The following is a 19,034-nucleotide window of genomic DNA, read 5'->3' on the forward strand; positions in this document are numbered from 1 at the left end:
CTAAATCAAGATCACTACCTATTATGCGTCTACTCTTTACTGCCGTATTACTACTTACTCTTTCAATAACAGGGTTTAGCCAGACCGATTCCACTCAAAAATCTGGTCTTCGCAAATGGATAGATCGCCGAAACGAGCGATTGAATCAAGCAGCTGAAAGTGATCGCTTAGAGTTCGAGAATAATAAGCGTAAAAAACAGGAGCGTTTTCAGGAAAGAACCGGAGTCAATATGCAAAAGGATATTGATCGAAGAAGGGAATCTACTATCACTATACAGCGTGCCGGGTATGCCTTAAAGTCTGGTGGTGGGTTGATGCTGGGGGGACTACTAATTGGATTAGGAGGCTCAGCTGTTAGTACGATAATGGCAAGTAATGGCAATACCAACACCACAACGATAACGGCGGCAACAGCTGTAGTAGGAACCCTACTAGCTATCATCGGCGGAGCAGAGTTAATCAAGGCGGGAAACATCCTAACCGATTACGAACCTGAAAAAGAGAACTAATCTGTTCACAATCACTATCTAACTATTTGATTATCAATAAGGGTGTGTTTACTTGTCGGTCAACGAAAATTTTTAGATTAAAAGAAAACCCCTTTAGGAGCATCCTGAAGGGGTTTTCTGCTATTAATCCCGTTTACGATCCCTGATTTTCGTGCTTTTGTTCACAATTCGATGTATCGCCCTAAGCAAAGGAAAGCAACAATACTAGGCCCAAAAGTCAGGTTATTAGATACTTTTTTATATTTCAAGGGGTGTGGATAGGTAAAATGAGAGATTGGAACTTCTCTAGAGCTTGTATAATCCTCTTGCGAACCCTCATTTCAATTTGAGGATCAAGGGCATAGTAGCCCGTCTCCTGACCCGTGCGGATCATCTCCAAAAACCGCACGGGTCAGGAGACGGGCTCCATCAATGCACGTTCTGCCGATTGACGTAAACGGTCTGGATCATGAGCGTATTGGCCCTGATGTTGATTGAGTAACAGGCTCAATCTGAGCGAAAGAGAATTTAGTAGCGGCCAGTACTCCGGCCAGGATGATAAACTTTTTCATGGGGTTGTTTTATTTTAGGGATGGATGAATTACTTAGTTAATCCAGAACGTCTGTCAGAATAGTCGAAACCATTTTGTATATCAGTTGGGCATGACGTAGGCTTATGATCTCCTCCAATAAATCAGATAAAAAAATCTGATTGCTGCCTAATGGGATTGTTTCATGCCGATTTCTTGCTCTCCGATTTGAAGATTATATAGATAATCAGACTTAGTCGAAGGAAGAGCATCCAGATTAGTTGTATTATACTAATAGGTCATTTTTAAAACACTCTAAGATGGTGTGTAAATCCTGCCTAGATGTTCAAACTGGCAATCGATTAGAACGCGGAACCGGGTCGATTTCTCGCCCGGTCCCGGCTCCACTTTTTCAAGATGAATCAGGGGATACTCGGTGTACATATCTCAGGTGTGGGGTGGTGGAATCATTAGGGGCCAAAGGCCGCTCACAAGTATTAGCTTCGCTTTACGGATTCACTCGAACGGTGATGGTTCCTGAAGGGGTCTTCTCTGAACCCGTGTTGTTCTCAAAGTAGACCGTAACCTGGTTAGCAGCGGTAACTTCTGCCCACATTTTAACGTTTTGCAGGTTAGCTGAAAAAGAAGCCTGAGCGTATTGTCCCAAGCTCGCCAAGACAGGCAAAACCTGAGAAACCCGGCTTCCCGAAGCAATCGTACCTGCTGAATAAGCTGCTGTGGCTCGGGCTCCATCCACATATTTTTTTACCGCTAATGCAGTCGGATATTGACTATCCGTGGATGAAGTATTGATGCTAATCGTCCGGTTGTTTCTCGTCTCCAGATCCTTCCATGGCTCCCAAACCCCGTTCGATAGAAGCCTGATTTTAAGAATCGATGCGTTTGAATTTTTTCCCAGCATCATCCATCCCTGTTTTCCATTCCCTTCCACCGAAGCAAAACCTCTTGCTCCTACGGGGGCAAAAGGATTATTCGCGTTAGTACCCGCCACCAGAAAATGACCACTAGAGAAGACCTGATCAGGATCGACGACTCCTTTCCGCTTCAAAAAGCCCGCATCTACATAGGCTTTATCGACCAAATTTCGACTGCTATACATTGCAGAATAATTTTCCAGGTGATTTAAGGGAGCGTTTACTCCCTGAGCAGCAAGCGTCACTCCTGAAATTTTTCCTCCTGTTATATTGACGCTGCTAGAGTCCTGGCCCGCTAAGCTTCCAGTGCGACGGCTTTTAGGGGCATTCTTCACCTGAATGCCCTGGGAAGCATAATTGTTGGTTGCAATGTTGTCTTCATTGTAGTCATACACGATAGAGGAACCAATAACCGTGCTATTTTCAACTCGATTCCCATACGAGCGGTAAGGAATAGCATTTCCGTAAGCAACCATATTCATCTGAATACCACAATTGTAAGTAGATGAATAGCCAATCCGGTTACGCATGGAAGGAGCTTTTCTCACTCCTGTAGCAGATCCAGCAGGGTTAATCCCATTGACAGAAGCAAAGGCAATACCCGCCAGCGGTAGGTTGCCTTGAGCCTGAGTCCCATCGCCTACATAAGTAACCGTATTGCTTAGAAAATCATTGTTAAAGCACATTCCGTACCCGTATATAGCGGTAGTTTTGGTGTTACTTTCAATGATATTTCGTTCTACTTTGTTTTTAAGGAATGGAGCTCCTACGGCCAACGAATCCCCTACCTGAAGAAGTTTGTACTGAGCAGTAGTCAACTGAAGGGCCATGCGGTTATTGCTATGGGCCAGAATCCTGGCACATTCGCCTGAAAGTGCCCCCTTGGTAAAGCAAACAAAGAAGTTATAGTAATTAGGAGAAGTGGCGTTCCAGTTTCCAGAAAGATTAATATACTTATTTTGACCGGAAAGGCTTTTATCCGTAATAGCCGCATACTCCATAGCAGCCATATTGGCAGGTTCGTTATAGCGACCGTCAAAACTGATGGACTCCTCGGTAACACCCCTGATATAGTTGTCGTGGATAATATTTTCTTCCACGATGCCGCTGGCCCCAGCCGTTGACTTCTGGTAAGCAAATGAAATCCCCACAATTCCATTGTAAATTTTATTGTAAGCAATTTCATTTCGTTTACCTCCGAAAAACATCAACCCCCGACTACTACTTCGGTTGTAAACCGTATTGCCGTTGATCTGACTATCGATCAGACGAATAATAAGGGTAGCATTGCCCTTCGGGTAAAAGAATGTATTATTTACTATTTTTCCCCGATGCGTTCCATTATTCGTAGTACCCTGGATATAGACAGGATTTACAAACGTGCTATCAAAAAAACAGCTACGGATTTCCCAGTCGTATACCACGTCATCCGTGGGTGTGGCAATTGCATAATTGAGCCCATCCACTCCCGTTAGTCGCAAGCCTTCAATAATGGATCGATTGCCGGGACGAAGTAGAGCCGAGTTACTAAAATAAATGACTGCTGAATCCCCATCCCCTCTTAAGTAGGCGTTATCGGGAAGGAGTACACTAGAGGCCAGGGTTAGTTTACCCGTGATGCCTACTTTGTACTTTCCTTGTGCGGCAGCCAGAGCTTTGACTAAAGCTTGTTGGGTATTGCCATACCAGCTCACTTCAATCGATCCTTTGGAAATTACGCGTTTGAGCCTGATCCCAGTCACGGTTACCAGCGTAACCCCACCATCGTCGGGCGTAGTCTTGTCGCTAAAATCTGCTCGAAATTCACCCTCTTTCCCTTCGCTATCGAGGAAATAACGAACGCCCGAACGTAACGCAACCATACTTCTGAGTTGAGCGTAACTTTCGAAATGTGCTGAAGCAGCGATGTAAGATTTTCCATTCACATCTTTTCCAACCAATGTACCATCCCAGCCTCCGTTAAGGGCCATTCGCCCCTTAACGGAGGCTCCCTTTGAAGTATCTCTGGTAGTTTTGATTGTTTTAGGGTATTGTGCTTTCAGTAGCGTAGGCAAAAGCACTAAAAGAAAAAGGAGTTTTTTCATGGGTCGTTGGTTTTCTGTGTTTATTGGGATTGGGGGTAAGCGGAGATTAAAAGTTTTACAGGAAACGTCTCACCTTCAGGCATTTCTAATTGAACGTGAGTAGTATCCACGGGAAAAGCGGAGACAAAAGAGACGGGTCTGTTTTCAGGAGTTAGGACATCGATTCGAGTATTGTGTTCGACGAGAATGCCATTACTAACATTAACGACAACAGTAACCTTGCTGGGGTTCAAAATTCACTCCTGCAATCACCATTAGGGAGTTGGGATCGTCGGGATATTGCCAGCCATATTTTTCCTCGCCGTTTATTTCCTGAATTTTAATTTGGGGACCTGAAACTTAATCTCACCCCTTCAAGTTCTATGTATAAGCGATTTTCTCACCCGAATAGAAATATATCGAACGTTTCTTCAGAAATTATTTATATCTGATCCACTGACCATAAAATGCTCTCCCAGAATCAAAGTGCGTTCAGAAATCATAGTAAAGGCAAAAAAACAATCGTGTTGGTAGTCCTTAAAATGATTATGGGGCCAGCTTCTATCTGTATTATGAGAAACATTAATATTGCGTTTCATAAGAATAAGGCACGGCAAACTGACCCACTTCCCCAGAAGCCTCCACGAACAGCTCCAGTGCAATTCTAAGTTTCAAAGTCGTAATGTACTGCTGTTTATTGGCAAGCCATAAGACCTTATAACGATTTTTACGTTGGTTCTAACTTAATCATGGCCTAGGTTTGAGGAGTCATTCATCGAAAGCACTTACAGTTATGAGGTTTTTCTAGATCGTATGGAACTAGATTGCCAGAATTGATCTGAATAGTAGAATCAGATGTATAGTAATTTGTTGGAATTTGAGCCCCGTACCACATCATAAGTAGGTTATCCGTAACGACATATCTGCGAGCCGATCTAATCTCGGTACCAGACGCAAACTCCTAACTGGCTCTGAGTGGAGTAAATCTCCTGGTAAGCTCAAAAACTGAAAGACAGGGATTCAAGCCAATTCATCGTCTCGATCGAATTATAAGGGTTTCGAAACAAATTTCAGCTGAACGAATGGAACTGGCTGGATCTGGATTTCCAGGGATAGTCAGGCTAAAGCTCTTTTCCAAATCAATCGGTCTTGCTAAGACCGATTGATTTGGAAAAAGTTCCACTCGCCAGTCAATAATTTTGTATGTCTGTGGCAAGTCTCTGGCATCACATAGTGATAAGCGATTCGCCAGGATTAATATCAGAAAACCCCATCAGAACTTAATTTGAGGTAGTTTTTAATTGGCTTACATTATAGGAAAACTCAGGCATTCACCTGAGTTTTCCTATGGTCTTTCGGTACTTAATGCCGTTTCTCTTGATATGGGTTGCAGACGTTGGCTGGGACGCTGTCTCAGGTACTTGTTCCAGGTATAAATCAGGGCTCCGGAAAGGGCTACTACAACCCCTGCGGTTACGGGTAAGATTTTCATAAAAATCGTTTTAAAGGGTGACACAATAGTTAGAAGGCATTGCCTAACACAGGGCTTTCTCAAAATTAACGTGCCAAAAGCCCTTTAAAACGATTCTTTTTGCTCAAACCTACCCAAACCATTGCTGATTGATTTTGCCCAGATAAGGCGAGGTTCTAAGGCCACTGACCAGTTCCAGCAGTTCGGTTCCTACGTTGGGATATAGATTTAACGCGGCGATTTCCCTCAAAGGCTTCCAGACCACTTCCTGAGCTGTGGTTTCAGCAGGATTAATGATCGGGATTCCACCTACGAGTGTTCCGGCGAAAACGCAATGCAGAACGCCCTGTTTCAACTGGGGTACTAATACTTCGCCCATCACTAATAGCCCCTGCACTTCAATCTCAATGCCTAATTCCTCGCTCAGTTCCCGAATGAGCGTTTCAGGCATCGTCTCGCCGGGATCTGGATTTCCGCCGGGCAACTGAAATACATCTTCCGCTCCGTAACGATAGCGGGTTAATAACACGTGTTCATTTTCTACAATAACAATCGCAGGACGTACTTTCATTTTACCATTCTAAAGTTTGATCGTTTCAGGTTTGATGGCTTGAAAAGTAATAGATATTCCCTCAAACCTTACCCAAATTTCAAACCTGAAACTAATTTCATCCATCTAAACTACCTAAACCTTTTGGGTTAAAATCTGATTTTCATAACAGGAAGTCCGACGGTAAATGAGATTAATCAAAAAATCCTGCGATTTTCCGTAAACTTGTATCCCAATAGAAGCTCCTTTTTTCGTTACTAGTCCGTTCGGCTGTCCGAGTGATGCTTCAACACGCTTTATATTTTCTATGGCCATTTACATTAATACCCGATCCCGAAAAGACCTGATTATACACATCTTACTGGTGATTGGTATTGTCCTGACTTTATTTCTTGGATTCTTTTTTCTGTATCTGCCTTGGTCCACCAATCACGGCCAGAGTATTACCGTACCCGATTTGCGGAAGTCAAATCTGGAAGATGTAAAAAACACGCTCAGCGAGCGGAAGCTGGAGTATATCGTCTCCGATTGCACTTTCGTTCCCGGAGTTCCACCTTTTACGGTTCTCTCGCAGTATCCTTTTCCTAACTCACTGGTTAAAGAAGGCCGTAACATTTACCTCACGGTGACGATGGCCACGGCTCCCATGATTCGGATGCCGGATCTGGTTTCAACCAACACGAGTCTGCGAAGTGCCTTGTCTCTTCTAAGAAGTGAAGGCTTACAGGAAGGTAATATTCGTTACATCCCTGATATTGCCGAAAACGCCGTACTGGAACAGCGATATAATGGGCAGAAAATTGAACCCGGCACCCTTATTCCTAAAGGCTCTAAAATTGAACTTGTAGTGGGTAATGGCATTGGCAATACCGAACTTGACGTGCCTAATCTCATCGGTGTTTCCCTCGATGAAGCGGAGTTAATCATTAAAGGCTCTGATTTACGGGTGGGAACTGTCTTGTATAAAGACGTTCCCGGAGCCGTTCGCGGAACCGTAGTTGAGCAACGCCCCGCCCCCGGTATTGGTGGCAAAATTCACGTGGGCGAAATCATTGACCTCTGGATTGCGGGCAAACCTGACATGGACACTGGTGAAGGAGCAACCACCCCTGAAAATCCTTAAGTTATCTTTTGCCCTCAACCCGGCAATACGTTTCAGCTATGAATTTATTTTTAAAAATAGGCCGTGTCCTGCTGCTTATCATACCTCTTTTATCCGGGATCAGGAGCCTTGCCCAGGCTCCTTTTCAGGTTTTCCCCCTCACGCAGGCTCAGGAAAATGGCAGCCTACGGGGAGCTCGCACACAGGCCGTAAGCTTACCTTTTTTTGATGATTTTTCGATTACCCGAACGGGCATTCCAGACCCGGCTTTATGGGCATCGGGTGGTGGTACGGTGGTGAATAATACCATGGCCACAACCCATCCTTCTTTAAACATGGTGACCTTCGACGGCCTGAGACGCGACGGTACTCCTTACGATTTTAGTAACCAGTACGCTCAAGGATTGAGTGATTCACTTACCTCCCTGCCCATCGACCTTTCCTCGTACTCCATCAGAGACTCGCTTTACCTGAGTTTTCATTGGTTGAGTAAAGGGCTGGGCGATCAGCCAGACTCGGATGATTCCCTGCGGGTGCAATTCCTAACCAACGGTAACTTATGGCAAACGGTCTGGGTTATGAAGGGCGGACAGGTCATGAACGAGTTTGCCATAGCCATGATTCCGGTGAAAGCCGCTCTTTATCTGCACACTGGTTTTCAGTTCAGAATCGAAGCCTTTGGTCGGAAATCCGGGCCATTTGATGCCTGGCACGTAGATTACGTTTATCTGAATCGGGGTAGAAATAGTAATGACCGTTACATTAAAGACGTCTCCATTCGCCGCTCCATTAGCTCGTATCTGAAACATTACCGAACGATGCCACTGGCTCATTACCTGATCAATCCGGCAGCCGAAACGGCAGACACCATTTCAACAGACATCACGAATCTTTTTAATAACAATAACTTTACGACCTTACGTTTTCGGGCTCAGGAAATGACCACGAATCAGCAGATTCAGAATTTCACGCAGACCATTTCCGAAAATATTCCCCAATTACGTTCGCAGGAAAAATTCGTTCGTCCCACCCCCTTACCTGCTTTTGGCGGAACCCGGGCCGTTATTCGTACTACGTTTGACATTCTTACCACTGACGACCAGAATCCCAGCATTCCTGGGGTCGATTTACGGAGAAACGATACGTTATCTTCCACCACCGAACTTTCCAATTACTTTGCCTACGACGACGGCACTGCCGAATATGCCGCTGGCATTAATCAGAAATACGGTTACGTGGCGGTGCGGTTTATTCTTCGCAAAGAAGACGTAGTTTCGGGCATTCGCTTTCAGCCCATTCGCTACAAAACCGATATTACCAATCAGTCGATAGCCGTTTATGTTCTTCAAAACCAAGGCAATAAGCCCGGTCAAACGATGACTCGACAGTCTTTTGCTATTCGGTATCCATCTGATCCACGGGGGTTTGTGGAAATGAAATTTCAATACCCTCCTGCCGTAAAGGACACGTTCTGGCTGGCTTATCAACAGCTATCGGATGATGTAGTAGCCATTGGACTGGACAAAAATACCCCTCAGTTTGCCAATCAGATTTATTACAACCTTGGCAATGAATGGGTCGGTAATACCACGCTGGCAGGAACCCTACTGCTTCGACCGGTAATGGGAGGGCAATCCAGTGAACTGATAACGGGGGTGGAAGACATTTCGGAAGACCAGCTCATGATTCATCCTAACCCTTCGGCTGGACCCATTCGCTGGAATTTAAGTGCATTTCGGTCCATCGAAGTTTTTGACGTTTCTGGACGTCGATTGTACGCCAACTCTAACGCTACGGATTCAACGGCGGATCTTTCCGGTTTACGAAGAGGACTCTACCTGATCCGTTTATCCAATGGTCGGCAATCATTTGTGAAGAAACTCGTGATAGAGAATTAATCGTCTTTCATCCAAAGCCGTTTTTTCGCTGGCAGTCCATCCTAAGGGTAATCGCTTTAGAGAACGAAAACCGGAGCGTTCATTACCTTTACTTGTCCCAAAGCATTACCCAACTTACTTTCATTCATCGCTCTCACATAAGCCAAAATAAGTTCTAAACCTTTCCTTATCTTATTTCTGGTTTTTGAAACATTTTGCTTGCTTTGCACTTTATACCTCTCACAGCTGTTTTGAATCTGAACAGGCTTAAAACCCCTTTTCTCATTCAACAATTAACTGACGAACAAATGGATATTTCAGTGCAGGAGCTCAAGGAGCGTCTCGACAAAGGAGAAAAAATCAACCTGATCGACGTTCGTAATCCCGATGAATACGAAGAGCAAAACTTAGGCGGCAGACTAATTACTTTAGGCGATCTACCCGATCATCTGGACGAGCTAGAGCCTTTAAAAAACGAAGAAATCATTATTCATTGTCGTTCAGGGGCACGTTCAGGACGGGCTCAGCAGTTTCTCGAAAGCCAGGGTTTCACGAACGTTCGTAACGTTTTAGGGGGAATCTTAGCTTATAATGAGCTGGAATCTAAATAATTATGATTAATAATTTGATACCTCTTTAGACGACTCTAGAGAGGTATTTTTCTTTACGCACATAAGGATGGAACCTATCAATGCCTCTACCTTGAAAAGCCGGCTTCAGGCAGGCGATCCCCTTCAGATTCTGGACATTCGCACGCCTTACGAACGGGAGAATTTTTCCATCGGCGGTCTACACATTCCGCTGGATGAGTTACTCTTACGCGTGCATGATATTCCCGATTCCTGGAAGAATGAAGAAATCGTAGTGGTTTGCGGAACGGGGCTACAAAGTGCCATCGCCGCTCGAGTATTAGCCAAACAGGGTTTTACGAATATCCATAACCTGGAAGGGGGCTTACAGGCGTATGCCGTTGTGTAAGGGTTAATGAACGGCTACTGCAATTTTCGAGTCAGCCGTCCCATAGTATAAAAACCACTTCTTTTTGAAGTATACCAATCCTTCCAGAAACACGACGTTATTTACCTGCCCAGTTAACTCGTAAGGTTTATCAGGAACGAAAAAGGGTTCGTCCGTTCGGGCCAGAATCTGCGTCGGATCCTGTCCGTTCATTAAGATCTGACCTGCCTTATATACCAATGCATTTTTCTTTTCAGGCATGGGTCGGGCGGCGTTGTAGATCAGGAGAATGCCCTTGTCAGTTATTAACCCATAAGGACCGGGTTCTACTAACTGACCATCAAACTTATCAGGACGGGGCCGTACAATGGGCTTCAACGTTCCATCCGCTTCGGTTAGAGGTTCCCAGTGAATCAGATCATCGGATTGAGCCAGAAACAGGTTGGTGTCGCCAAAGTACATCCAAAACTTTCCATTTATTTTTTCGGCAATCACCTGATCTCCTTTTTGCCGGGCGACAATGGCTCCCGATTTTGACCATGTGTTCAGGTGCTTTCCTTCGCCCAGAACCGGGCCGTGTTTAGTCCAGTTTCGCAAATCTTTGGACGTAGCCAGCATCATCCGGGCTGTTTTACCATCGTAAGCCGTGTAGGTCATTATATAACCACCCTGCGGGCTTTCAACAATGCGGGGGTCTTCCGTACCGCCTTCCCATTCGTATTTTTTCTGAGCGTCATTGCTGGGATAAAAAATGGGGTGTTTTTCTTTTTTAAAGTGTAACCCATCTTCACTAATGGCTAATCCCAGTCGTGAAACCCCGGCATATTTCCCCAGTTTATCCTCAGCCCGATAGATCAAATGCACTTTTCCGTCCCGCACGACTGCCGCCGGATTAAACACGTCTTTTTCTTCCCACTTCACTTCTTTCTTCCAGATGGGATCAAAGAACGTTTCATTGGGCGTTGGAACCAGCACCGGATTGAGACTATCAACTTTTTCGAAGGGCAGTAAGGCCCAGTCCGAAACGGTTAATGAATCGGTAGCAGTTGATTCTGTTTTTTGAGTAGCATTTCGACAGGCTCCGAGTGAAATCCCAACGAATAAAATAAGATACAGACGTTTATTCATAGTTGTAGTAGGTAATAATTATGTCTGCAATAACACTAATAAACACAATTATCTACTACATAAATGCTATAAAATTCGTCCTACCCATTGGTCAAGAGCAGGATTCGGGTGTAGGATAAACTGGTCAACCTGACCGTAATCAACCTTAATTTTGAAAATATTCGGCAGTGGAACGCCAATCAGATTGGCCCAGATGCAGCGTAATACCCCCGCATGCGTAACGATTGCTACGCGTTCGTAAGATTGTTGGCGTAATTCTTCCAGAAAGGCCTGAACCCGGTTACAGACCATTTCCAGGCTTTCTCCTCCGGGCGGTTGAACCCGAACAAAATCATTCATCCAGTCGGTTACTTCCTTTCCCTGTAAATCATTCCATAACTGCCCTTCCCAATCGCCGAAATTGATTTCCATTAATCGCTTCTCTTCAAGTAATAAAGAACCGGGAATCTGCTCAGCGAGTGTTAGACAACGCTTTAACGGACTAGTATAAACGACATCAAATGGCTTTGTGAACTGCCTGGTAATCTGCTGAATTTCCTGATAATAATTTTCTGATAAATCCACCTCCCGTTGACCGTAACACATTCCTTTGGTATTATGCACGGAAGTGTGCCGCATTACAAACAAATCCATATGGCGTATATACCCAGATAAAAAACTACTTCGCTAACCTGCTGAATCGCCCCGAGGCAATCGCCCGTGTAACCGCCAATCCATTTCTTAAAAAACCAGCTCAGCATTACTTTCGAGCCATAAGCCCCTAAAACAGCCAGAGCAAGCCAATAACTAGGCAGTAAAAAGAAGGTTAGGCCCGTAAATAAAACGCCTGGGATCAAGCCCTTCCAGCCTATACGACTCGATGTTGCGGCCCCTGATTTACTACTGGCTTCATCACGAACGTATTCGTGCGTTTCAGCGGCTATAGAGGCTATTAATCGGCTACTAATTTGCCCACAAAAGATGGTACTCCAGATGAGAGGCTCGGAAAGGGTAGCAATTTCTACCAGGATCAGGTATTTGAGACTCAATAACAGCCCAATACCCACGACACCGAATGTCCCCACCCGGCTGTCTTTCATGATTTGGAGAATCTGCTCTTTACTCCAGCCGCCGCCAAAGCCATCGCACACGTCAGCAAAGCCATCTTCATGGAAAGCTCCGGTCGTTAGTACACCCGCACCCATGCTTAAGAGAAGGCTGATGTTTTTGGGAAAGATAAGCGTACTACTGAAATAAACGGCGAGCATAATGGCTCCAACGATTCCCCCAATCATTGGAAAATATTTACGAGACTGCCGCATTTGTTCGGGTCCATGCCCCACCCAGGCGGGGCATGGAATCCGGGTATAAAAAAGTACCGCCGTTAATAGGATTCGTAACTCATGTATCATTCTTGTGCGAAGAAATGCCTGCTTCGTTAAAGGTGGACATCTGATTCAGGAAAGCTACTGCACTTTTCAATAAAGGATATGCCAACGCACAGCCCGTGCCTTCTCCCAACCGTAAGTTCATACGAAGAAGCGGCTTCGCTCGCAAAAAATCAAGCAGAAGGCGATGTCCCTGTTCAGCCGACTGATGACAATAAATCGCATTTTCCAGTACATCAGGCTGCATCTGGCTGGCAATCAGCAGAGCAACGGTAGAAATAAATCCGTCGACTAAGATTATCATTTTTCTCGAACGGGCCGCCCGAATGGCTCCCACCATTTGAGCAATTTCAAACCCACCGTACGTTTGAAGCATTTGGTAAGGGTCACTGCAACTCCCATTTACCCGGATGGCTTCCTTCAGAACCGTTACTTTTCGTTGTAATTGTTCGGGATTAACGCCAGTCCCTTTCCCTACGCAACTTTCAATGGGAAGGCCAGTAGCCATGCTCATCAATACACTCGATGAAGACGTATTACCGATTCCCATTTCCCCAAAACCAATCACATTGGAGCCTTTATCGTGCAGTTCATTCACAATCATGGCTCCTTTCTCCAGACAAAACCGAAGCTGTTCTGAACTCATCGCTGGCCCTTTCAAGTAACTATTTGTACCGTAACCAGCTTTGGCGTGAATCAATTGTGTTTCTTCTGAGAATTCGGCATTCACACCCGCATCAACCACGTATAACTCCAGCTCATTCTGGCGGCAGAATACGTTAATAGCGGCTCCACCCGCCAGAAAATTGAGCACCATCTGATAAGTTACTTCTGCGGGATACGCACTTACCCCTTCCTGAGCAATGCCGTGATCTGCCGCGAAGACTACCAGGGCGGCTTTTCGTAACTCTGGCGTTTCGGTTTGCTGTATACAGGCCATGCGGAATGCCAGAGTTTCCAACTGGCCTAAAGCTCCTAAAGGCTTGGTTTTATGGTCAATTTTATATTGTACTCTTTCTTCGAAGGACATAGGATCGATTATCTAATCTGCTAAAAATCAAACTTTAAGCCTATGTTGAAATTACGCCGACGGGTGTTATACCCGTAAACCTCAAAATACTGCTTATCCGTAAGGTTACGAACGTCACCGTATAGTTTGACGAAAGCATTGAACTGATATTCGGCATAAGCGTCAAGCGTCGTGTATGCATTAAGATTCACAATGCCTAGACCATATACTTTATCTTGACGATTACCCACACTCCGCATTGACAAAGAACTAAAAAAGTGTTTCGTGAACTGATAACCAATGGTTGTATTTCCCATGCACTTCGGAATTCGGAAGAGATTAAATGAGCTGGAGTCTCGACCATTAACCGTTTGAGTCACCCGACCCGTTACATACGTTAAATTACCCGAAACCACTAAATTTTTAAAGCGACTCGATACTTCAAATTCCAGCCCATGATCATTCTGACGACTATAATTCACGTACTTACCGTAAGGTTCAACGCTTAATGACTGAAAAGCAATCACGTCTTTAATAGCCCGATCGAAATAAAGAGCTCGTATAAATGATCGTTTATCCGTAGCAAATAACTGAACACCAGCCTCCAGCGAACGACTCATTTCGGGCTTCAAATCTTTGTTACCATACGGCGAATACAACTGATACAAGCTTGGGGCCCGGAATCCACTGGAAAGGTTAGCAAAGAATTTTACCTGATTGCTTAAAAGATAAGAAGGATTGATGGAATAAGTTGCGTTACTACCGTATAGGGAATGATGGTTATAGCGTCCGCCCAGTTCCAGAGCAAAGCTGGAATCGGTTCGAATCAAAGCCGTGGCATACGCACTGAATAAAGTTGTTTTCGCTAGATTTTTCTCTAAAGGTGGAGCATAAGGATTGGTTTGAGCTGTATTCTGAGTCCGCAGATCAACCCCGGTAACGAGAGTTAACCAGCTAGTAGTCCGCCAGCTATTATAGATTTCTGCAAAATGACTATTTCCCTCAAACGTGGACTTGTCCTGAACAGAATTACGTTGGAAAGCCGAGAACGCATAATTTGCCGTCAGTTTTCCAGAAGCATAACTATAATCTATCCCTGTTCCGGCCAGTTTGAAGGTGTTACGGTAATTATAGCTGGGATCATCGGTTAGGGCTCCGGCGTCAATTTCATTTTTATACCCCGAATACAGGCCCCGTACCTTCCAGATTAGATTGGGAGAAAGATTAATACCGCCGTTTAAGAGAACGTTATCCTGCCAGAAACCATCGTTATCAAAGTTCTGATTTCCTTTCGCATCATATGCCGCCGAAAATCCATCGGAACGCAATCGGGTATATTGAGCATTGAAGTAACCTACTTTTGAAGCTCCATTCACACCGACGGTTCCCCGGAAAGTACCATAACTTCCGGCCTGAACGGTGGCATGGCCTCCGATGGGTCGATACCCTTCTTTTTTAGTAAAAATGTTAATTACCCCAGCTACCGCATCCGAACCGTACAGGGTAGACTGAGCTCCCCGAATGATCTCAATTCGTTCGCATTCCCCAACCGAAAGCAGATTGAGATCAAACGTGTTATTAATCTGAGAGGGATCATAGATGGGTAAGCCATCGAGTAAAATCAGGGTGTTTCCTCCACCGGCTCCGCGTAATGAGACGGTCTGATTGGTTCCCAGCGGCCCCTGAGCCCCAACGATCATAACCCCGGCCTGACGGGTTAATAACTCGCCAAGCGATTGAGTAGCGTATTTTTGTAAAGTTGAATCGGTAAGAACGGTAACTACTTTACCCGTTTGGGATAATTTTTGTCCGGTACGATTGGCGGTGATGGTTACTTCTTCCAGTTGGGTATCCGGTTTTTGAGCCCAGACCTGCAAAGTTGTAATCAGGAGAAGAAAGGTAATTCTGGTAAATGTGTTCATGACTCCACTAATGATTAAGTAAGGAGTCTTTCGTAGAAAAGTGAATAGAAATCCGGCTGGGTGTTACCATCCAGTGCGTTGAAATTCATTCACGGCTTTTCACCCGAAAGCTCGAAAAGTATACCATTTCAGGCAGGTCTTCTGGCTCGTTTCATCTCAACCCCCACCTTCCCATACGTGTGTACAGTGGCTTTTGGAAGTTGTGTTTGAGTTTGGAGTTTAGTGTTTTGAGTTATGAAGGCTGTCAACTTTACAATCTTAACCCTAAACTCAAAACTTACCACTCTAAACTCATTAAAACTTACAGCTACGGGGATAGCCCCGGATTTACACCGGTGTTCCCTTTTCATTCAACAGAGTTTCTGCTGAAACCTAAAACGTGGGCAAAAGTATAAAAAATACTTAATGCTGACCCGGTCTTTTACCGAATCAGCATTAAGTATACCTTTCGTTCTACTACGTTTGAGAAGGTTAGCAGTAGTTTGAGAGATTTAATTTAGTTAGAAGAAGTTAGAATTAGGTGTGAGGAGTTTGATGAAAACCTCTCATTTATCTTACTTTCTCAAACTAAATCAAACTTCTCACACCTAATTCTAACCTTCTCAAACCCCATTACTCATAACTCAGGCCGTATTGCTTCAGTACCTCTTCGGGCACTCCTTCCCAGTTGTTGGGAGTATTTCCTACGTAACCCAAATCGTTGAAGCCTATGCGGGTGGTATAAAAACCGGTTAAGGTCATGTCCCGCATTTTGTTAAAGAACGCAACGCCTTGGGAGAACTGAGGTTTCGCTTGTTCAGGATAGGCAATGTCATCCACGATTTCTATCTGCTGAGCTTTTGTAAGCTCCACAAATTTCTTGCTGAAGCGTTTTCGGCTTTCATTATCTAACCAGGCCAGCCCTCCACGAAGAGGAATCTGGTGTACGGGTTGATCTTTCACCATAAATTCAATGAAAGCCGGTACACCCGCTTGCGAGGCACTGCCCGACTTCTCGTCCGCCGGAAGAATAATGTCGCACAAAACGGTGAGGGTTTTCATTTCCTGAGGTGTAAAGAACTTATCAGCCATGAGTTTGGCATCCCGGATGGCTTCCGATTTCTGCCGTCCGCCGGGCACCACCAGCGGTTTTTCGGGCGGAGCCGCTATCAGATCCGTAGAAGGAACCGTAGCCATGCCCAACGACCCCAAGGCAATCGACTTAAGTGTATCGCGACGTTTCATTTTGTTCAGTTTTCAGTTAACTGTTTTCTGTTTACAGTTGATTCGAACCAATTTTCGTAATTTATCTCAGGCTCCTTTACTTCGCTTTTCTCAGAAACTTGCTTATACTTACTTCCTTTAATCTGTGTTCTGGATAGGTAGGAAATAAATCCAGCAATCATTTTTCCCAGCTCATCGGCTTCTTCATAAGTCTTTTCAAAAGCTTGTAATGAAAGATATTTACGATCCAGAGCTCTGTATAGCTGTGATTTTACTTCCGTTAATGAGCCCTTAGCAATACCCAGAAATTGAATAAATTCACCTCGACTTCCTCTTCCAAAACCTTCTGCAATATTATCCATTACAGAATCTGCCGACCGTCTGATTTGCCTGCGATGGTCATAGTCTGCATAAAACTCCCCACTCCCAGTTAATTCAAAAATAGACAGAGAATACAAGCGAGCTTTTTGCCAAATTTTCAAATCCTCAAAACGTTGAATGGTAGCCATCACTGAAAATGGTAAACAGAAAACAGACAACTCTTTTACAGATTCTTCTTCTTCACTTCATCAATGATGTAATCACTGGTTCGCATGGACATGGCTAGGATGGTCCAGGTTACGTTTTTGTCGCCTTGCGTTACGAAAGGAGCGGCGTCTACTACGAACAGGTTTTTGACATCGTGGCCCTGCATGAAAGAATTCAGAGCTGATTTTTTGGGATCGCTGCCCATGCGTACCGTTCCGATTTCGTGAATGATCTTTCCGGGAGCCTCTAATCCGTAGTTTTGCTCTTTACCCGGTTTGGAGCCCAGAGCAATACCGCCCATTTCGTGGATTATTTCCTCGAAGGTATCCTGCATGTGTTTCGCCTGCTTAACCTCGTTTTCAGACCATTTGTAGTGAAAACGAAGCGTCGGAATACCGTATTTATCGACATTATTGGGGTCGATTTCGCAATAGTTACTTTCCAAAGGTATAGGTTCTCCACGACCCGCCATGCCCACGTAAGCTCCGTAGAAGCGACGTACATCTTCTTTCAGACGTGATCCATATCCACCTGCGGGTTGCGTTTTTCCATCGCCATAGGCATACTTACCGTTCATGCCCTGAATGCCCATGCCAAACCCGTAGCTGGGCATGCCCATGCCCCCGCCGTATTCAATGTGATACCCCCGAGGGAAGTCCAGTTTTTTGTTATCTAGCCACCAGGGCGTGTATACGTGCATTCCACCTACCCCGTCTTCGTTGTAACGTTTCCGGTTCATCAAAGCTGGAACGAAGGCTGAGCGGCTGGCTCCGGTGGAGTCGTTCAGGTATTTACCAATCACTCCGCTGGAGTTAGCCAGCCCATTTGGGAACCGGGCCGACTTGGAGTTCAGTAACAGACGGGCCGATTCACAGGCACTAGCCGCCACCACCACAATTTTAGCCCGAACCGTTTTTTCCTGTAAAGTTGCGGTATCGACGTACGAAACGCCCGTGCAAAGTCCGGTTTTCTGGTCGGTTAATACTTCGCGAACCATCGCTCCGTTGATCAGCCTTGTGTTACCCGTTTTAACGGCAGGTTTACAAAGACAGGAAGACGAAGAAAAATCCGCGTAAACCTGACAGGCCCGACCGCACTGCGAGCAGTAAAAACACTGCCCACGTTCGTTATTAATCGCTTTTGTCAGAATCGCCAGACGGGAAGGAATAACCGGGATACCCAGATTCTTACCCGCTTTTTTCAGCATTAACTCGTGCAAACGGGGTTTTGGTGGGGGTAAGAAATGGCCGTCGGGTTCGTTGCGAAGCCCTTCTTTTGAGCCAAAAATTCCCAGGAGTTTATCTACCTTATCGTAATAGGGCGATACGTCGTCGTACGTAATTGGCCAGTCATCCCCGATACCCGTCATGCTGCCGCGACGAAAATCGTCGGGACCAAAACGAAGGGAAATACGGCCCCAGTGGTTGGTACGCCCACCCAGCATCCGGCTTCTGAACCAGTGAAATTCTGTTCCGGGAGCAGCAGAGTAAGGCTCACCTTCGAGCTGCCAGCCTCCCCAGGCGGCGTCAAAATCACCGAAAGGACGCGTAGTGCTGGCCCCACGACGAGGAGACTCCCAGGGATTCTTTAGTTGAGTGATATACTTGGGATCAGCCGGGTCATAGTAACCTCCAGCTTCCAGTAAGCAAACTTTGGCACCCGCTTTGGATAGCTGATAAGCCGCCATACCGCCGCCTGCTCCAGACCCAACGATAACCACGTCAAAGACTTCAGGGGTCTCCTGGATTTGATAACTGTTCATACTTTAGGAAAATAGGTAAAGACTCGTTGTTATGTTTATGGTCACTCCAATCGTTACTACAAATGAATAATTTTTATTAATTATATAACTTTTTAATTAAAAACTTACGCTTTTTTAGTAACTGCTATGAATATAGATCAAC

16 protein-coding genes and 1 riboswitch are annotated in these 19,034 nt (G+C 45.1%); of the genes, 5 read left to right on the forward strand and 11 right to left on the reverse strand.

Going from position 1 to position 19,034, the window contains the following annotated elements; genetic code table 11:
- Positions 1-23 precede the first annotated feature (23 nt).
- Complete coding sequence (locus QE357_RS15800; protein ID WP_309709418.1) at positions 24-509, forward strand: hypothetical protein; 486 nt, start codon at positions 24-26, stop codon at positions 507-509.
- A 1,017-nt stretch (positions 510-1,526) separates the two neighbouring features.
- Here QE357_RS15800 and QE357_RS15805 read toward each other — a convergent pair.
- From QE357_RS15805 to QE357_RS15815, 3 genes are all read right to left on the reverse strand, one after another.
- On the reverse strand, positions 1,527-4,037 hold the full coding sequence (locus QE357_RS15805; RefSeq protein ID WP_309709421.1) for a hypothetical protein: 2,511 nt from the start codon (positions 4,035-4,037) through the stop codon (positions 1,527-1,529).
- 1,324 nt (positions 4,038-5,361) lie between these two features.
- The gene (locus QE357_RS15810; RefSeq protein ID WP_157830203.1) at positions 5,362-5,508 is read right to left on the reverse strand and encodes a hypothetical protein; all 147 of its coding nucleotides are present in this window, start codon (positions 5,506-5,508) and stop codon (positions 5,362-5,364) included.
- Positions 5,509-5,617: 109 nt separating this feature from the next.
- Positions 5,618-6,058 (reverse strand): NUDIX domain-containing protein, encoded by a 441-nt coding sequence (locus tag QE357_RS15815; RefSeq protein WP_106635342.1) that lies wholly within the window; start codon positions 6,056-6,058, stop codon positions 5,618-5,620.
- 286 nt (positions 6,059-6,344) lie between these two features.
- Here QE357_RS15815 and QE357_RS15820 point away from each other — a divergent pair, with 286 nt between their 5' ends.
- The 4 genes from QE357_RS15820 (at position 6,345) to QE357_RS15835 (ending at position 9,994) form a co-directional block, all read left to right on the forward strand.
- Positions 6,345-7,160, forward strand: a complete 816-nt coding sequence (locus tag QE357_RS15820; protein ID WP_106635340.1) for a PASTA domain-containing protein — start codon at positions 6,345-6,347, stop codon at positions 7,158-7,160.
- A 38-nt stretch (positions 7,161-7,198) separates the two neighbouring features.
- Positions 7,199-9,037 carry a T9SS type A sorting domain-containing protein gene (locus QE357_RS15825; RefSeq protein ID WP_309709427.1) on the forward strand — a complete coding sequence of 613 codons (1,839 nt, stop codon included), beginning with the start codon at positions 7,199-7,201 and terminating at the stop codon, positions 9,035-9,037.
- A 287-nt stretch (positions 9,038-9,324) separates the two neighbouring features.
- Positions 9,325-9,627 (forward strand): rhodanese-like domain-containing protein, encoded by a 303-nt coding sequence (locus tag QE357_RS15830; RefSeq protein WP_106635337.1) that lies wholly within the window; start codon positions 9,325-9,327, stop codon positions 9,625-9,627.
- Positions 9,628-9,694: 67 nt separating this feature from the next.
- Positions 9,695-9,994: a rhodanese-like domain-containing protein gene (locus tag QE357_RS15835; protein WP_106635336.1), complete on the forward strand. Its 300-nt coding sequence runs from the start codon at positions 9,695-9,697 to the stop codon at positions 9,992-9,994.
- A 3-nt stretch (positions 9,995-9,997) separates the two neighbouring features.
- Here QE357_RS15835 and QE357_RS15840 read toward each other — a convergent pair whose 3' ends face one another.
- From QE357_RS15840 to QE357_RS15875, 8 genes are all read right to left on the reverse strand, one after another.
- On the reverse strand, positions 9,998-11,101 hold the full coding sequence (locus QE357_RS15840; RefSeq protein WP_106635335.1) for a glycoside hydrolase family 130 protein: 1,104 nt from the start codon (positions 11,099-11,101) through the stop codon (positions 9,998-10,000).
- 66 nt (positions 11,102-11,167) lie between these two features.
- Entirely contained in the window at positions 11,168-11,734 is a 567-nt protein-coding gene (gene cobC / locus QE357_RS15845; RefSeq protein ID WP_309709438.1) for an alpha-ribazole phosphatase, read from the reverse strand.
- Entirely contained in the window at positions 11,719-12,492 is a 774-nt protein-coding gene (locus QE357_RS15850; RefSeq protein ID WP_309709440.1) for an adenosylcobinamide-GDP ribazoletransferase, read from the reverse strand. The genes cobC and QE357_RS15850 overlap by 16 nt, the downstream gene beginning before the upstream one ends.
- Complete coding sequence (gene cobT, locus QE357_RS15855; RefSeq protein ID WP_309709443.1) at positions 12,482-13,498, reverse strand: nicotinate-nucleotide--dimethylbenzimidazole phosphoribosyltransferase; 1,017 nt, start codon at positions 13,496-13,498, stop codon at positions 12,482-12,484. The genes QE357_RS15850 and cobT overlap by 11 nt, the downstream gene beginning before the upstream one ends.
- Before the next feature lie 20 nt (positions 13,499-13,518).
- A complete protein-coding gene (locus QE357_RS15860; RefSeq protein WP_309709446.1) occupies positions 13,519-15,399 on the reverse strand; it encodes a TonB-dependent receptor domain-containing protein in 1,881 nt (626 codons plus the stop codon).
- A gap of 113 nt (positions 15,400-15,512) precedes the next feature.
- Positions 15,513-15,790, reverse strand: a riboswitch (cobalamin riboswitch).
- A gap of 221 nt (positions 15,791-16,011) precedes the next feature.
- The gene (locus QE357_RS15865; RefSeq protein ID WP_106635330.1) at positions 16,012-16,623 is read right to left on the reverse strand and encodes a gluconate 2-dehydrogenase subunit 3 family protein; all 612 of its coding nucleotides are present in this window, start codon (positions 16,621-16,623) and stop codon (positions 16,012-16,014) included.
- Positions 16,624-16,628: 5 nt separating this feature from the next.
- Complete coding sequence (locus QE357_RS15870) at positions 16,629-17,111, reverse strand: four helix bundle protein (RefSeq protein WP_106635329.1); 483 nt, start codon at positions 17,109-17,111, stop codon at positions 16,629-16,631.
- Between the two features lie 35 nt (positions 17,112-17,146).
- Positions 17,147-18,892 (reverse strand): GMC oxidoreductase, encoded by a 1,746-nt coding sequence (locus QE357_RS15875; protein ID WP_106635328.1) that lies wholly within the window; start codon positions 18,890-18,892, stop codon positions 17,147-17,149.
- Positions 18,893-19,034: the final 142 nt, after the last annotated feature.

Origin of the sequence: Siphonobacter sp. SORGH_AS_0500, assembly GCF_031453245.1 — a bacterium.
In the GTDB taxonomy this organism is placed as follows: Bacteria; Bacteroidota; Bacteroidia; order Cytophagales; family Spirosomataceae; genus Siphonobacter.

Coding starts and splice junctions, on each gene's coding strand:
- QE357_RS15805 (WP_309709421.1), bottom strand. CDS start 4,037: ATGAAAAAACTCCTTTTTCTTTTAGTGCTTTTGCCTACGCTACTGAAA.
- QE357_RS15875 (WP_106635328.1), bottom strand. CDS start 18,892: ATGAACAGTTATCAAATCCAGGAGACCCCTGAAGTCTTTGACGTGGTT.
- QE357_RS15810 (WP_157830203.1), bottom strand. CDS start 5,508: ATGAAAATCTTACCCGTAACCGCAGGGGTTGTAGTAGCCCTTTCCGGA.
- QE357_RS15865 (WP_106635330.1), bottom strand. CDS start 16,623: ATGAAACGTCGCGATACACTTAAGTCGATTGCCTTGGGGTCGTTGGGC.
- cobT (WP_309709443.1), bottom strand. CDS start 13,498: ATGTCCTTCGAAGAAAGAGTACAATATAAAATTGACCATAAAACCAAG.
- QE357_RS15825 (WP_309709427.1), top strand. CDS start 7,199: ATGAATTTATTTTTAAAAATAGGCCGTGTCCTGCTGCTTATCATACCT.
- QE357_RS15870 (WP_106635329.1), bottom strand. CDS start 17,111: ATGGCTACCATTCAACGTTTTGAGGATTTGAAAATTTGGCAAAAAGCT.
- QE357_RS15840 (WP_106635335.1), bottom strand. CDS start 11,101: ATGAATAAACGTCTGTATCTTATTTTATTCGTTGGGATTTCACTCGGA.
- QE357_RS15830 (WP_106635337.1), top strand. CDS start 9,325: ATGGATATTTCAGTGCAGGAGCTCAAGGAGCGTCTCGACAAAGGAGAA.
- QE357_RS15800 (WP_309709418.1), top strand. CDS start 24: ATGCGTCTACTCTTTACTGCCGTATTACTACTTACTCTTTCAATAACA.
- cobC (WP_309709438.1), bottom strand. CDS start 11,734: ATGGATTTGTTTGTAATGCGGCACACTTCCGTGCATAATACCAAAGGA.
- QE357_RS15860 (WP_309709446.1), bottom strand. CDS start 15,399: ATGAACACATTTACCAGAATTACCTTTCTTCTCCTGATTACAACTTTG.
- QE357_RS15820 (WP_106635340.1), top strand. CDS start 6,345: ATGGCCATTTACATTAATACCCGATCCCGAAAAGACCTGATTATACAC.
- QE357_RS15835 (WP_106635336.1), top strand. CDS start 9,695: ATGGAACCTATCAATGCCTCTACCTTGAAAAGCCGGCTTCAGGCAGGC.
- QE357_RS15850 (WP_309709440.1), bottom strand. CDS start 12,492: ATGATACATGAGTTACGAATCCTATTAACGGCGGTACTTTTTTATACC.
- QE357_RS15815 (WP_106635342.1), bottom strand. CDS start 6,058: ATGAAAGTACGTCCTGCGATTGTTATTGTAGAAAATGAACACGTGTTA.